This window comes from Planococcus sp. FY231025 (assembly GCF_052078085.1).
Taxonomy (GTDB): domain Bacteria; phylum Bacillota; class Bacilli; order Bacillales_A; family Planococcaceae; genus Planococcus.
Map to the genome: position 1 here is coordinate 190,030 of NZ_JBQJJG010000008.1, position 14,626 is coordinate 204,655.

Sequence of the window (14,626 nt, forward strand, 5' to 3'; positions counted from 1 at the left end):
TTACAAGATGCCATCGCCTTTTTCGTGTATAATGGGAATATCAGAAGTGGAAGGATGAATTTATTATGTCAAAACCGGTAGTAGCAATTGTCGGCCGGCCGAATGTAGGGAAGTCCACGATTTTCAATCGCGTGGTCGGGGAACGGGTATCCATCGTGGAAGATATTCCAGGTGTTACGCGTGACCGCATCTACAGTTCAGCAGATTGGCTGACGCATGAATTTAACATTATTGATACAGGGGGCATCGATTTAAGCGATGAGCCTTTCCTGGAACAGATCCGCCAGCAAGCTGAAATTGCGATGGACGAAGCGGACGTCATCATCTTCCTGGTCAACGGCCGGGACGGCGTAACTTCGCAGGATGAGCAAGTGGCGAAAATTCTTTACCGCACCAAAAAGCCTGTTATTCTGGCAGTCAATAAAATCGACAACCCGGATATGCGCCACATGGTCTATGATTTCTATACGCTCGGCATCGGCGAACCATTCCCGATTTCCGGCTCACACGGTCTCGGGCTTGGCGACCTTCTTGATGAAGTGGCGAAGAATTTCCCGAAAGACGAAGAAGAGGAATATCCGGACGACGTCATCAAGTTTTCATTGATCGGCCGGCCGAATGTCGGCAAATCTTCGCTTGTCAATTCATTCTTGGGTGAAGAGCGGGTTATTGTCAGCGATATCGCCGGAACTACCCGCGACGCCATCGATACGCAATACGATTATGATGGCCAGCCATACGTCATCATCGATACAGCGGGAATGCGCAAAAAAGGGAAAGTTTACGAGACGACTGAAAAATACAGTGTCTTGCGCGCCCTTCGCGCCATCGAACGCTCCGACGTTGTTTTAGTGGTCCTGAATGCGGAAGAAGGCATCCAGGAGCAGGACAAAAAAATTGCCGGGTATGCACACGAAGCCGGCAAAGCTGTCATTATTGTCGTCAATAAATGGGACGCGATCGAAAAAGACGAAAAAACGATGAATGTTTTCACGCGGAATATCCGGGAACATTTCCTGTTCCTGGACTATGCGCCGATCATCTTCGTTTCTGCCGTCAGCGGCAAGCGCGTCAACGATATTTTCGAAATCGTCAACAAAGTGAACGACAACCATTCGCGCCGCATCCAATCAAGCATCTTGAACGAAGTGATCGAAGATGCCGTGGCGATGAACCCGGCACCGACAGACAAAGGGCGCCGGCTGCGCCTGTATTATGCGACGCAAGTGGCTGTCAAGCCGCCTACGTTTGTGGTGTTCGTCAACGAACCGGAACTTATGCACTTCAGCTATGAGAGGTTCCTGCAAAACCGGATCCGGGAGAGCTTTGATTTTGAAGGCACGCCGATCCGGCTGATTACACGCGCACGTACGTAATTGCTTTTAAGGAGGCCGTTGAAGATGGAAAAAGTTTCGGTTTTTGGAGCCGGGAGCTGGGGCACGGCGTTGAGCTATGTCCTGGCACAGAACGGCCAGGATCTGCTGTTGTGGACCCACCGTTCCGAACAGGCGGATGAAATCAACCAACAACATACAAACAAGCGCTACCTCAAAGAAATCGTATTGCCGGAAGCGTTGAAGGCTACGGGCGACTTGCCGATGGCAGTTCGCCATGCCGACGTTTTCGTTTTGGCTGTCCCTACCAAGGCAATCCGGGAAGTGTGTGCAGATATCCGGGAGCATCTGGACAAAAAAGCCCTTTTTGTCCATGTCTCCAAAGGGATTGAGCCGGATTCCCTGAAGCGGATCAGTGAAATGATCCGCGAGGAGATCCCGGAAGAATGGTTGGAGGATGTAGTGGTCTTGTCCGGGCCGAGCCATGCGGAAGAAGTGGTGCTCGAACACCCTACGACCGTCACAGCGGCGTGTGAGAACACAAAAGCGGCGGAACGGGTCCAGGACTTGTTCATGAACCATTACTTCCGTGTATACACGAATACGGACGTCATCGGTGTCGAGATCGGCGGCGCGCTGAAGAACATCATCGCGCTTGCTGTCGGCATTACGGACGGCCTGGGGTATGGCGACAACGCGAAAGCGGCGCTCATGACGCGCGGGCTTGCGGAAATCGCACGGCTCGGCGTGAAAATGGGCGCGACGCCGCTGACCTTCTCCGGACTGTCCGGCGTCGGGGACCTCATCGTCACCTGCACCAGTGTCCATTCCCGCAATTGGCGGGCCGGCAAGATGCTCGGCGAAGGAAAGTCCATCGATGAAGTGCTCACAGAAATGGGCATGGTCGTCGAAGGCATCCGGACCACAAAAGCCGCCTATCAATTGTCACGGGCATACGGCGTTCCAATGCCGATCACAGACGCCCTTTACGCGGTGCTGTTTGAAAATGTGTCAACAAAAGAAGCGGTCGACCGTTTGATGGGCCGTATGAAGAAGAACGAGATGGAAGATCTTATCAACTTGCTTTAATTGTCACAAAAGAAGAGGCGGAGCCCCGGTGCCGCTTCTTTTTTTGTGCTATACTATGGTCTGAAACTGAACGAAAGGCGGTTCGTCATGAGTGCTTTAGATAAAATGTGGGTGTCTTTTGCAGGAATCGGATTCCTGCTCATTTCCATGGGAATGATTTACCTGAGCCGGTACAAATTGAATAACGGCATCTTAAAATTCTTATTTGCGTTAATTGCCTATATATTGCTGATCCTCGGGTTCTTCATCATGGTGTTCACGGTATTCAGCGGCCCTACAGGCGGCGCATGAGGTGAGGGAAATGAAAAAACCAGCAGTGTTATTGATCATAGCCGCGATTGCCATGCTTTTAGGCGGCTGTATGTACCCCGACAGTGAACGGGCGAAAAATGAAACGCCGTATGAAGACCAGATCATTGCGGTCCAGAATGCGGTCAACCAGTACCGGGGAGCGAGCGGCGGGCTGCTGCCGATCAAAACCCGTGATATGGAAGTTGATCAGTTCATCAAATACCCGGTCGATTTTTCGAAAATCATGCCGGCCTATATGGCAGAAATGCCGACCAATGCATTTGAAGTGGGCGGCATCTATCAATATGTTTTGATGGACGTCGAAGAAAATCCGACCGTGAAACTGGTGGATCTCCGAATCGCTGAAGCGATCCGCAGCGTGAACGTCCGCAAGAGCGCAAACGGCGGACGTGCGCCGATTTCGGAAATCCTTGCAGACAACGTTTACAAATTCAATCACGAAGCCATGGGGTTCGATGAGGAACCGGTAGTGATGAGCCCATATACCGGACGCAATCTGCCGATGGTGGTCAATGGGCAAGGAGAGGTCTTTGTGGACTATTCAATGGACCTGTATTCCGCTCTGCAGGAATACGAAGGCACCATCGAGCCGGGCCAGGATATCCGGTTCCTGCTGTATGAGGACAATCCGGTCGTCCCTGCTTACTCGCTTCCGTACACCGTGGATGAAAACAACGAACCTGTCTTCCTAACGGAATAAATGGCTGATATGACGCGGTTTTCCGCAAAACAGACGATTTTTAAGGATAATAATTGAATATTTGTTTGTTTTATTGGGAAACCGCCCTATTAGTTGTTGCTATGCATTTTTCGTTATGATACTCTTTTTACAGGATTGAACGATTGCATCCCCTTTGAGAGGAGGTGAATAGCATGAACAAGACAGAATTAGTGAACTCTGTTGCTGAAGCAGCTGAACTTTCTCGCAAAGATGCTGCGAAAGCAGTTGACGCTGCATTTGAAGCGATTCAAGAAGCTCTAACTAAAGGTGACAAAGTACAATTGATCGGTTTTGGCAACTTCGAAGTACGCGAACGCGCAGCCCGCAAAGGCCGCAACCCGCAGACAGGTGCTGAAATCGAAATCGCTGCAAGCAAGGTTCCTGCATTTAAGCCAGGTAAAGCACTTAAAGACGCAGTGAAATAATTATCTTTGCAGTACATAGGATGGCTTTTGTGAGACTCGTTCCCACAAAAGCCATTCTTTTTTTGAGTTTACAATTTTGCCAACAAACCCTACATATGCTACGATTCATGAGAGAAAAGCGCAGGCAGCCGAGCCGGGCTGGCGGCTTTATAAAGAAAGAACTCGCGTGCATGCAAACCACCTTGCTGTGGACCAGCACCTATAACGATGTGTCTTTAACAGGAGGAAAACATAGTGATAAATACAAACGCCCATAAAGTGGATCTGAACAAAATCGAACAGGCGGTGACCATGATCCTCGAAGCGGTCGGTGAAGACCCGTCGCGCGAAGGTTTGCTCGATACACCGAAACGTGTTGCTAAAATGTATGCTGAGATATTCTCGGGGCTGCAGGAAGATCCGAAAGAATACTTCAAAACCGTTTTCCACGAAGGCCATGAAGAATTGGTCCTTGTGAAAGATATCCCCTTCCATTCCACATGCGAGCATCATCTGGTGCCGTTTTTCGGCAAAGCCCATATCGCTTACATCCCGCGTGATGGCGTGGTGACCGGCCTGAGCAAGCTGGCCCGTGCAGTAGAAACGGTCTCCAAGCGCCCGCAGCTCCAGGAGCGCATTACATCGACTATCGCAGATTCCTTGATGGAAACGTTGAATCCCCATGGCGTATATGTCATGGTGGAAGCCGAACATATGTGCATGACGATGCGCGGCATTAAAAAGCCTGGTGCGAAAACCGTAACAGCAGTTTCACGCGGCATCTTCGAAACGGACGATATCAAACGCGCCGAAATCATGACTTACATCAATATGAATTAAAAGCTCACAAAAAAACAGAAGCAGGTGTAAAAATGGCACAGACAGAATATATTGTGATCCGCGCGCTGGAAGACGGCGTGAACGTCATCGGATTGACACGGGGAAACGACACGAAATTCCACCATACTGAAAAGCTCGATAAGGGCGAAGTGATGATTGCCCAGTTCACGGAACATACCTCTGCCATGAAAATCCGCGGCAAGGCTGAATTGCACACCGCACACGGAGTAATGGAAAGCGAAGCGAAAAAGTAGGCTTTTTGAATGAAGGTGAAGCTTTGCCTGTGGTATAATGTAGGAAGTATGGTATGGCTAAACCATGAATGGAGCAAGCAGTATGAATGAACAACAAATACATTCGAAAATCACTTCTGTGGAGATTGATGTGCTGAGAGCGCTCAAACAGCGGACGCTCGAAAAATTCACAGAAGGCCCATCAGTCCAACGGGAACGCTTGTTTTTTTTGCTATTGCCTTTTTTTGATCGAAACCAGTGGTCGGACGATATCGAAGAATCCGCTAAAACGGTTTCCATCGTCTATGCCGCCTTGCATGCCCACGACCAGGTGAAGCAGGATATCCTGGCGACCAAAAAACAGCAGCTGACCGTATTGGCAGGCGATTTTTACAGCGGCATCTATTACCAGATGCTGGCCAATGCGAATAATATTGCCATGATCCAGCGTTTGGCGACGGCAATCATCAAAGTCAGTGAGAAAAAAGCAGCCTTCTATGATGGCGAAATTTATACAATCGATGAAATCGAACAATCAATCTACCAGATCGAAACCGAGTTGCTGTCCTCTTTCTATCATTTCTACGGTTTTGAGAAGTACATGCCGCTTGCCGGATTAGTGCTTACCTATATCCGCTACGGCACCGAACTGGAATGCCTGCAAAGAGGCGGCCAGAGCCTGGTCATCCGGATGCTGAACCAGACATTGCGCCACCCGCTCCAGACAGAGCGTTGGCTGATGGACAAGCTTGCAAGCCTCTACGATGATATTTTGTGGACGGCCGACAATTATGCACTCACTTATGAATTGAAGAATTTCATGCTCCATCAAATCACCCCGCACCAGCATAAAGCTGAGCAGCTGACCCGAGAAGGATGACTGACATGCAGAAAACAAAAGAACAGCGAGTCCACGAAGTTTTTGAAAAGATATCGGATAACTACGACCAGATGAATTCGGTCATCAGTTTCCAGCAGCACAATAAATGGCGGAAAGATACGATGGACAAGATGCAAGTCCCGCGCGGCGCTTCTGCAATAGACGTCTGCTGCGGTACGGCTGATTGGACCATCGCACTGGCTGAGGCTGCCGGCGAGCAAGGCCGCGTTGTAGGCCTGGATTTCAGCCGCAATATGCTGAACGTCGGCGTGGAGAAAACGAAATCGATGCCGCAAGTGGAATTGATCCAAGGCAATGCAATGGCCTTGCCGTTTCCGGACAACTCCTTTGACTTTGCGACGATCGGTTTCGGCCTTCGCAATGTGCCGGACTATGAGCAAGTGCTATCGGAAATGCACCGCGTCTTGAAGCCGGGCGGCATGATCGCCTGCCTGGAAACTTCACAGCCCAATAATCTATTGTTCAAGCCGTTTTTCCGCTTCTATTTCCGGTTCATCATGCCGGTATTCGGAAAGCTATTTGCAAAAAGCTACCAGGAGTATTCATGGCTTCAGGAGTCAGCGAAAAGCTTCCCTGACATGAAAGCGCTGGCTCGCCTGTTTGTAAAAGTCGGCTTTGAAAAAGTGAAATACAAACCTTATACTGGCGGTGCTGCGGCACTTCATATGGGGATTAAAAAGTAAACAAGCGGGAGAAGGGTATTTTTGTGGAAAAGATGAAGTTGAAATTGCTCTATTCCGACATTAAACCGGAGTTGGATTTGATTGAACAAGAATTGGAACAGGCAGTGGATTCCGAATCTCCTCTATTAAACGATGCATCTCTTCATTTATTGCAGGCCGGAGGGAAACGGATCCGACCTGTTTTTGTTTTGCTGGCAGGAAAGTTCGGCAATTACAATGTGGATGTGATGAAGCAAGTGGCGGTGCCGCTGGAGCTTATCCATATGGCATCGCTCGTGCATGATGACGTGATCGACGATTCCGAAATCAGGCGGGGGAAACCGACCGTCAAGGCGGAATGGAACAATAGCGTGGCGATGTATACCGGGGATTTCATCCTGGCGCGCGCATTGGAGTATATCACCGACATCGATTCACCAAGGCTCCACCATGTGCTATCGAAGACGATGATTGAAGTCTGCCGCGGCGAGATTATCCAGATCGAGGATAAATACAAGCTGGACCAGAACTTGCGCGATTACCTGCGGCGCATCAAACGGAAAACCGCGCTGCTGATTTCTTCCAGCTGCGAGCTGGGTGCGATGGTTTCCGGCGCCGATGAAAAAACCGTCCGCCATTTGCGGAGGTTCGGCTATTATATCGGAATGTCTTTCCAGATCATCGATGATATCCTGGATTTCACTTCTTCAGATGAAGAGCTGGGCAAGCCAGCCGGAAGTGATTTCCTGCAGGGCAATATCACATTGCCGATTCTTTGTGCCCGCAGCAATCCGGAAATATACCGGCTGCTGCTAGCGAACCTCAACAAAGATCTTACGGATGAAGAGCGCCTCCATATCGTTCGGACAATCCGCAATAGTTCTGCCATCAATGAAGCGAAGGCGATCTCCGAACAGTACCTCGGCAAAGCCCTGAAGGAATTGAATGAACTGCCGAAAGGGCCGGCGCGGAAAACGATGCGCAATATCGCGTTTTTCATCGGCAAGAGAAAGTTTTAAAACGGCAGTTGACAAATAGCCCCAAACTGATAGTATTTTTTAGGGTGGGCAAAAAGCCCGAGCTTTTAATAGAGGAGTGTTTATAATGGAAAAAACTTTCTTGATGGTTAAACCTGACGGCGTTCAACGCAACGTAATCGGCGAAATCGTAGCACGTTTTGAGAAAAAAGGGTATCACTTGGTAGGCGCTAAATTGATGCAGATCCCGACTGAATTGGCTGAAGAGCATTACAGCGAGCACAAAGAACGTCCATTCTTCGGTGAATTGGTTGACTTCATCACTTCAGGCCCTGTATTTGCAATGGTTTGGGAAGGCGAAAACGTTATTTTGACTGCACGTCAAATGATGGGCGCTACAAACCCTAAAGATGCAGCTCCAGGAACAATCCGCGGCGACTTCGCAGTCACTGTCGGCAAAAACATGATCCACGGTTCGGATTCAGCTGAAAGCGCTGAACGCGAAATCGGCTTGTTCTTCAAAGAAGAAGAATTGGTATCTTACGAAAAAACAATCAACAACTGGGTAAACTAATCCAGAACAAAAGGCGGCTGCGGCTGCCTTTTTTTATTTGTCCATTTTTACACAGCCCCGTATTCTTTATGGGCACAACCTATATTGAAATAATGGTATTTTCAAACAATATTCAAAATCGTGTTTGAATTTCACTGATTTTAAGATAGAATTGTTGAAATGCTATATGTTATAGTGTTATTTAAATACTTTAGCGCGTTGAAGGGAGAAAGTGTCATGCGATATTTAACAGCAGGAGAATCACACGGTCCACAATTGACCGCCATCATTGAGGGGCTGCCGGCCCAATTGCCTTTGACGGCAGAGATGATCAACAAGGAATTAAAGCGCCGCCAGGGCGGCCATGGCCGCGGCAGAAGAATGCAGATTGAAAAGGATACGGTGGAAATTGTCTCCGGCGTACGGCATGGCAAAACACTGGGCTCCCCGGTGACTTTGGTAGTGAAAAATGATGATTGGAAACATTGGACAAATATTATGGGCATCGAACCCATTGAAGATGAAGACGAAGTGAAGCGCCAATTGACGCGTCCGCGCCCGGGACACGCTGACTTGAACGGCGGCATGAAATATGGCCACCGGGATTTGCGCAATGTCCTGGAACGGTCATCAGCGCGTGAAACGACAGTCCGCGTCGCTGTTGGAGCTGTCGCGAAACAATTGCTGTCGCAGCTGGGCGTCGAAATCGTCTCGCATGTAACGGAAATCGGCGGCATCAAAGTGAATCCGGCAAGCTACCAGGGCAAAACGGCGGCTGAGATACGGGGGCTTGTGGAAGCGGATGCCGTTTATTGTGCGGATCCATCCGTCACTAGCCAGATGACCGATTTGATCGACCAGACCAAAAAGAATGGCGATTCGATCGGCGGCACGGTGGAAGTGATCGTTGAAGGGATGCCGGCAGGAATCGGCAGCTATGTCCATTACGACCGGAAACTGGATGCGAAAATGGCTGCCGCCATGATGAGCATCAATGCATTCAAAGGCGTCGAATTCGGACTGGGCTTTGAAATGGCGAGACGGCCGGGCAGCGAAGTCCATGATGAAATCCTATGGAATGAAACTGAGGGCTATACCCGCCGCACGAATAACCTGGGCGGCTTTGAAGGCGGCATGACAACTGGGATGCCGATCATCGTCCGAGGCGTCATGAAACCGATCCCGACATTGTACAAACCGCTCCAAAGCGTCGATATCGATACGAAAGAGCCTTTCCAGGCAAGCATTGAACGGTCCGACAGCTGCGCGGTGCCGGCAGCGTCCATCGTTGCAGAACATGTGGTGGCATGGGAAGCGGCAAACGCATTGCTTGAGCAGTTTGATGCCGACCAGATGCCGCGCCTGAAAGAGAATCTGCAGAACTACTTGAATTACACAAAGGAGTTTTAAACATGAAAGCACTTCGGGTAGAAGCTGGAAAACCGTATAGCGTCCATATCGGACCCGGGGCGGTGGATGTATTTTCTGCCGAATACCAAGAGCTATTGGGTGCTGCGGACCGGATCGCCGTTATTGCGGATGAAACGGTGGCATCGCTCCATCTCGGCCGCCTGCTGTCAGGCCTCAAGCCCCACGAGGCCAGTGTATTCACAGTGCCTGCCGGCGAAGCCGCAAAATCGGTCGAAGTGTTCATGGCGTGCCATAGTTTCCTGCTCGAGCAAGGCTGTTCCCGAAAAAGCCTGCTTCTTGCCTTCGGCGGCGGAGCGACCGGGGATGTCGCCGGTTTTGTCGCATCGACATTCATGAGAGGGATCCCTTACATCCAGGTTCCGACAACGATCCTGGCACATGACAGCGCAGTCGGAGGGAAAACGGCCATCAATCATCCTCTCGGAAAAAATATGATCGGTACGTTCTACCAGCCGGAAGCGGTCATCTATGATCTGGACTTTCTGCATACACTGCCGGCACATGAAATCCGTTCCGGCATGGCGGAAGTGGCCAAACATGCATTCATCTCCAATGAACATTGGCTGAAAGAAATTTTGGCCATCCGTTCTTTGGCTGAAATGAATGATGAAGAATTGATGGACCACTTGGAGAAAGGGATTGCCGTCAAAGCGGCGATTGTCGAAGAAGATGAATTTGAAGGCGGCGTCCGCAAATACCTCAACTTCGGCCACACGCTCGCCCATGCCATCGAAGCCCATCTCGGCTACGGAAAAATCACCCACGGGGAAGCGGTCGCACTGGGGATGGGCTATGCGCTGCTACTGTCAGGCCATCCAAAATTTGAGAACTTCTTGTCCTGGTGCCAGTCCAACGGCTATCCGCTCCATCACTTGGAAGAGATCCCTTTCGAACAGGTTCTCGGCTTCATGAAGAAAGATAAGAAATCTTCTGGCGGGGCACTCAGTTTTGTGTTGCTTCCGGAGACGGGTATCCCGCAGATGGGCACGATTGAAGAAGAACGGGCAAGAATCGTTTACGAAGAATTCCGTTCAAAAATAAGAGAGGTGTTAGTATGATACGTGGAGTAAGAGGGGCCATTACGGTCAAGGCAGACAAGCCGGAAGAGATTCTTGCAGAAACACGGCGTTTGGTACTGGAGATGGCCAAAGAGAACCGGATCGAACCAGAAGATGTCGCATCGGTCATCGTTTCCACGACGACAGATATTTCTTCGGCATTTCCCGCAAAAGCGGTAAGAACGATTGACCAATGGACTTACGTGCCGGTCATGTGCACGCATGAGATGGACGTGCCCGGCAGCATGCCGCTGTGCATCCGCATCATGATGCATGTCAATACGGCAATAGCCCAAAAGGAAATCAAGCACATCTATTTGAATGAAGCGGTTAAGCTGCGCCCGGACCTTCAAGGCAGCAAAGAGGCGTCCTCGCTATGAAAACGAACGTCTTGATCATTGGGCTCGGATTGATTGGCGGATCCTTGGCCAAAGCCCTGCAGCGGCATCCACAAGTGGCGGTTGCGGGCTATGATGCCGATCCGCTGACGGCGAGAAAAGCATATAAAATGGGTATCATCCACAGCTCCCCACCTTCGCTTGAACAAGCTGCCGCCGATGCAGATGTCATCGTTTTTGCCACACCGGTCGGCGCTACCTTGAAATTGATGGAACAAAGCCGTTTTTGGAACTTGAAGGAAAATGTCATTCTGACCGACACCGGAAGCACCAAAGCACTGATCATGGAAGCGGCCAAAAGGCTGGACCATGCCTTTATCGGCGGACACCCGATGGCCGGCTCCCATAAGAGCGGCGTGGAAGCGGCAAAAGAGATGCTGTTTGAAAATGCCTTCTATATTTTGACGCCGGCAGAAGGGGTGGCGGACAGCCAAGTCGCTTTCCTGAAAGACCTTCTTTCGGTGACAAAAGCGAAAGTCGAAGTGCTGGCTGCGGACGATCATGACCACATGACCGCCATTGTCAGCCATTTCCCGCATCTTATCGCAGCTTCGCTTGTCCACCAGTTGGCAAAAGAAGAAGAGCAGCCCTTTGCCCGCCAGTTGGCGGCAGGCGGTTTCCGTGATATCACGCGGATCGCTTCATCGAATCCCGAAATGTGGCGCGACATCACTACCCAGAATAACGACAAGATTGTCAGGCAATTATCGAATTGGATGGAAGAGATGGAAAAGCTTCGCACGCTGCTCGTCGCTAATGAACCGGAGCCGATCGAACAGTATTTCCAGGATGCCAAATCGGTCCGCGACGAGTTGCCGATTGCCGGCCACGGTGCCATGTTCAGCGTCTATGATCTCTATGTAGACATTCCGGACGTGCCGGGTATCATTTCAGAAGTGACCGGCTATTTGGCCGAGGAAAGCATTTCCATCGTCAATTTGCGCATTCTGGAGACCCGCGAAGATGTCTTCGGTATTTTGGTGATCAGTTTCCAGACGCCTGAGGACCGTGAGCGGGCAAGGGCTTGCATCCGCAGCAGAACAGCTTATGACACGTATATTTCATGAAAGAGAGGCCCTATGATGACGTTGACTTTGACATACTCGAACCCCTCATTGAAAGGCACGATCCAAGTGCCTGGCGACAAATCGATCTCCCACCGGGCTATCATGTTCGGTTCCATGGCCAAAGGCACGACAACGGTCGAAGGATTCCTGCTCGGCGATGATTGTCTTAGCACGATCAGCTGTTTCCGCAAGCTTGGTGTAGAAATCAGCCTTGACGGCGACAAAGTGACCATTGTCAGCGGCGGCGAAGCACAGTGGCAAGAACCTTCAGAAGTGCTGGATACAGGCAACTCGGGGACGACGACCCGTCTCATGCTTGGCTTGTTGGCAGGAACCGGATTCCACTCTGTGATGGCAGGAGATGCTTCCATCGCCAAACGCCCGATGAAACGCATCATCAATCCGCTCCGGTTGATGGGCGCGGACATCCGCGGACGCCAGGACGGCCAGTTTACACCGCTAGCGGTTCAAGGGACCCGGCTTCGGGCAATCGATTACACGCTCCCTGTCGCAAGCGCACAGGTGAAATCGGCGATTCTCCTGGCCGCATTGAAAGCGGAAGGGACGACGGTCATCAAGGAGCCGGTTCCGACGCGCGACCATACCGAAATCATGCTGGAGCATTTTGGAGCTTCGATCAAACGGCATGATGGCACCATCGAACTCCAAGGGGGCCAACAGCTGGCTGCAGCCCATGTCAGCGTACCCGGGGATATTTCTTCGGCAGCGTTCATGATCGGTGCGGCTTTGATCACGGAAGGCAGCGAAGTGAAGCTGACGAATGTCGGGTGCAACCCGACAAGGACCGGCATATTGGATGTCGTCAAAGCGATGGGTGCAGATGTCAGTATCGATTTGCGGGAAGAAACAGGCGAAATGCCGGCGGACCTTGTCATCCGTTCTTCACGCCTGACAGCCACCGAAATCGGCGGAAGCCTGATTCCCCGATTGATCGATGAAATCCCTTTGCTTGCGCTGGTTGCAACACAGGCAAAAGGGCAGACGGTCATCAAAGACGCGGAAGAGCTGCGGGTAAAAGAGACGGACCGCATTGCCGCGGTAGTTGCTGAATTATCGAAAATGGGCGCGGATATCACAGCTACGGAAGACGGCATGATCATCAACGGGCCGACGCCGCTAAGAGGCGCCGATATGATGACCTATGGCGATCACCGGCTTGGCATGATGGCTGCTGTGGCGGCTTTGATCGCAGACGGACCGGTCACCATCGATGATCCGGACTGCATTTCCGTGTCATTTCCGAATTTTGTCGAAGAGATGAATTCGTTGATCTAAGAACTCTCCGAAAGGGGAGTTTTTTATTATGATTCGAACACACTTTCGTGTAGGATGGAACTAGGAAATTCAAAAGAATAGGTGATAGGATGGCAAGTATCAAAGACATTCAACAAGCAGTCGAACAAGGGGATCCGCGTTCGGTGAATGAGTCGATCGAAGCGTATCTGCTAAGCGGCGACCCGGAGGAGCAGTATGACCTTTCCGAATGGCTGGCCGAAATCGGCTATGTCGAAGAAGCGATCAAAGTCCTCGAACATCTTCAATTCGTTTTCCCGGAAGAATCCCAATTGACAGTCGACCGTGCAAATCTTCTGATCGAAGTGGACAGGGAAGACGAGGCACTGAATGCCTTGATGGAAATCTCCAATGATGATGAACTTTATCCGCAGGTATTGGTGACGCTCGCCGACCTGTTTCAATTGCAGGGGTTGATCGAAGCGGCGGAGAGCCGATTGAACGAAGCGATCGAGCTGCTTCCGGACGAACCTTTGCTGCAGCAGGCGAAAGCCGAATTGCTGCTCGATTCCGGCCGCTATCTGGAATCTGCAAAGATTTATCAGGATCTGAAGCGGGAAGGCACCCAGCTTGAAGGCGTCGATTTATCGGAGCGGCTCGCTGAAGTTTACAGTGCCGGAGCGGCTTATGAAGAAGCGCTGCCTTTTTACGAAGAAGCGCTGAAAGAGACGCAAAAACCGGATGTGCTTTTCGGCGCAGCGTTTGCCGCTTTCCAGACGAGGCAATATGAAATGGCCGTAAGGCGGCTGGATGAACTGATCGGATTGGATCCGGATTATTTCTCTGCCTATCTGCTGCGGGCGCAAAGCCTCAACATGGCGGAAGACTTTGAAGGCGCCTATCAGGCAATCCTTAAAGGGATTGAGCGGGATGAATACGACAAAGAGCTTTACCTGTTCGCCGGGAAGCTCGCATTGAAGCTCGGCAAAGTACAAGAAGGTGTAGAGAGCCTGCGCCAGGCCATAGCGCTTGATCCGGAGTACATGGAGGCGATCTACACATTGGTTTCCTATTTCCATGCGGAAGAGCTGGATGAAGACACGCTTGAATTGGCAGAAAGTGTCATTGAAAGCGGAGATGATTGGGCAGGCCTTTATCCGATGATTGCGGAAGCCTATGAACGGACGGAGCAATTCGCAAAAGCCGGGGAATATTACGGCAAAGCATATCCGGCTTTCCGGGACGACCCGAATTTTCTTGAAAAATATGCACGATTCCTGATCGAGGAAGGGAAACGCGGGGAAGCCCTCGAAATCATTAAAGAGCTCCAAGCATTAGAGCCGGAAAATCCGGAGTGGTTTGACTGGCAGCAATCATTCGAGTAAAGGAGGA

Annotated in this window: 17 protein-coding genes; all 17 read left to right on the forward strand. The window is 50.8% G+C overall.

Translation table 11 applies throughout. The annotated features are described in order from the left end of the window. Positions 1-65: 65 nt before the first annotated feature. A complete protein-coding gene (gene der, locus ACTL32_RS12635; protein ID WP_441341812.1) occupies positions 66-1,376 on the forward strand; it encodes a ribosome biogenesis GTPase Der in 1,311 nt (436 codons plus the stop codon). A gap of 24 nt (positions 1,377-1,400) precedes the next feature. Continuing rightward, positions 1,401-2,423, forward strand: a complete 1,023-nt coding sequence (locus ACTL32_RS12640) for an NAD(P)H-dependent glycerol-3-phosphate dehydrogenase (protein ID WP_441341813.1) — start codon at positions 1,401-1,403, stop codon at positions 2,421-2,423. 87 nt (positions 2,424-2,510) lie between these two features. Further along, positions 2,511-2,714: a DUF2768 domain-containing protein gene (locus ACTL32_RS12645; RefSeq protein WP_204892344.1), complete on the forward strand. Its 204-nt coding sequence runs from the start codon at positions 2,511-2,513 to the stop codon at positions 2,712-2,714. Positions 2,715-2,724: 10 nt separating this feature from the next. Further along, positions 2,725-3,435, forward strand: a complete 711-nt coding sequence (locus ACTL32_RS12650) for a hypothetical protein (protein WP_441341814.1) — start codon at positions 2,725-2,727, stop codon at positions 3,433-3,435. 173 nt (positions 3,436-3,608) lie between these two features. Further along, on the forward strand, positions 3,609-3,881 hold the full coding sequence (locus ACTL32_RS12655; RefSeq protein WP_135500796.1) for an HU family DNA-binding protein: 273 nt from the start codon (positions 3,609-3,611) through the stop codon (positions 3,879-3,881). 234 nt (positions 3,882-4,115) lie between these two features. Continuing rightward, entirely contained in the window at positions 4,116-4,700 is a 585-nt protein-coding gene (folE, locus tag ACTL32_RS12660) for a GTP cyclohydrolase I FolE (RefSeq protein ID WP_441341815.1), read from the forward strand. A 32-nt stretch (positions 4,701-4,732) separates the two neighbouring features. Further along, complete coding sequence (gene mtrB, locus ACTL32_RS12665; protein WP_204892341.1) at positions 4,733-4,954, forward strand: trp RNA-binding attenuation protein MtrB; 222 nt, start codon at positions 4,733-4,735, stop codon at positions 4,952-4,954. 82 nt (positions 4,955-5,036) lie between these two features. After that, positions 5,037-5,813 (forward strand): heptaprenyl diphosphate synthase component 1, encoded by a 777-nt coding sequence (locus ACTL32_RS12670; RefSeq protein WP_441341816.1) that lies wholly within the window; start codon positions 5,037-5,039, stop codon positions 5,811-5,813. A 5-nt stretch (positions 5,814-5,818) separates the two neighbouring features. Beyond that, positions 5,819-6,517: a demethylmenaquinone methyltransferase gene (locus ACTL32_RS12675; RefSeq protein ID WP_441341817.1), complete on the forward strand. Its 699-nt coding sequence runs from the start codon at positions 5,819-5,821 to the stop codon at positions 6,515-6,517. A gap of 23 nt (positions 6,518-6,540) precedes the next feature. Then, on the forward strand, positions 6,541-7,515 hold the full coding sequence (hepT, locus tag ACTL32_RS12680; protein ID WP_441341818.1) for a heptaprenyl diphosphate synthase component II: 975 nt from the start codon (positions 6,541-6,543) through the stop codon (positions 7,513-7,515). Between the two features lie 85 nt (positions 7,516-7,600). Further along, positions 7,601-8,047, forward strand: a complete 447-nt coding sequence (gene ndk / locus ACTL32_RS12685; protein ID WP_441341819.1) for a nucleoside-diphosphate kinase — start codon at positions 7,601-7,603, stop codon at positions 8,045-8,047. A 216-nt stretch (positions 8,048-8,263) separates the two neighbouring features. Further along, the gene (aroC, locus tag ACTL32_RS12690; RefSeq protein WP_441341820.1) at positions 8,264-9,436 is read left to right on the forward strand and encodes a chorismate synthase; all 1,173 of its coding nucleotides are present in this window, start codon (positions 8,264-8,266) and stop codon (positions 9,434-9,436) included. A 2-nt stretch (positions 9,437-9,438) separates the two neighbouring features. Further along, positions 9,439-10,515, forward strand: coding sequence for a 3-dehydroquinate synthase (gene aroB / locus ACTL32_RS12695; RefSeq protein ID WP_441341821.1), 1,077 nt, complete (start codon positions 9,439-9,441; stop codon positions 10,513-10,515). Next, on the forward strand, positions 10,512-10,895 hold the full coding sequence (aroH, locus tag ACTL32_RS12700) for a chorismate mutase (protein WP_441341822.1): 384 nt from the start codon (positions 10,512-10,514) through the stop codon (positions 10,893-10,895). Before aroB ends, aroH begins: the two co-directional genes overlap by 4 nt. Beyond that, complete coding sequence (locus tag ACTL32_RS12705; protein WP_441341823.1) at positions 10,892-11,980, forward strand: prephenate dehydrogenase; 1,089 nt, start codon at positions 10,892-10,894, stop codon at positions 11,978-11,980. The genes aroH and ACTL32_RS12705 overlap by 4 nt, the downstream gene beginning before the upstream one ends. 12 nt (positions 11,981-11,992) lie before the next feature. Continuing rightward, complete coding sequence (gene aroA, locus ACTL32_RS12710; RefSeq protein WP_441341824.1) at positions 11,993-13,276, forward strand: 3-phosphoshikimate 1-carboxyvinyltransferase; 1,284 nt, start codon at positions 11,993-11,995, stop codon at positions 13,274-13,276. 89 nt (positions 13,277-13,365) lie between these two features. Beyond that, positions 13,366-14,619 (forward strand): tetratricopeptide repeat protein, encoded by a 1,254-nt coding sequence (locus ACTL32_RS12715; protein ID WP_441341825.1) that lies wholly within the window; start codon positions 13,366-13,368, stop codon positions 14,617-14,619. The last annotated feature ends 7 nt before the right edge of the window (positions 14,620-14,626 follow it).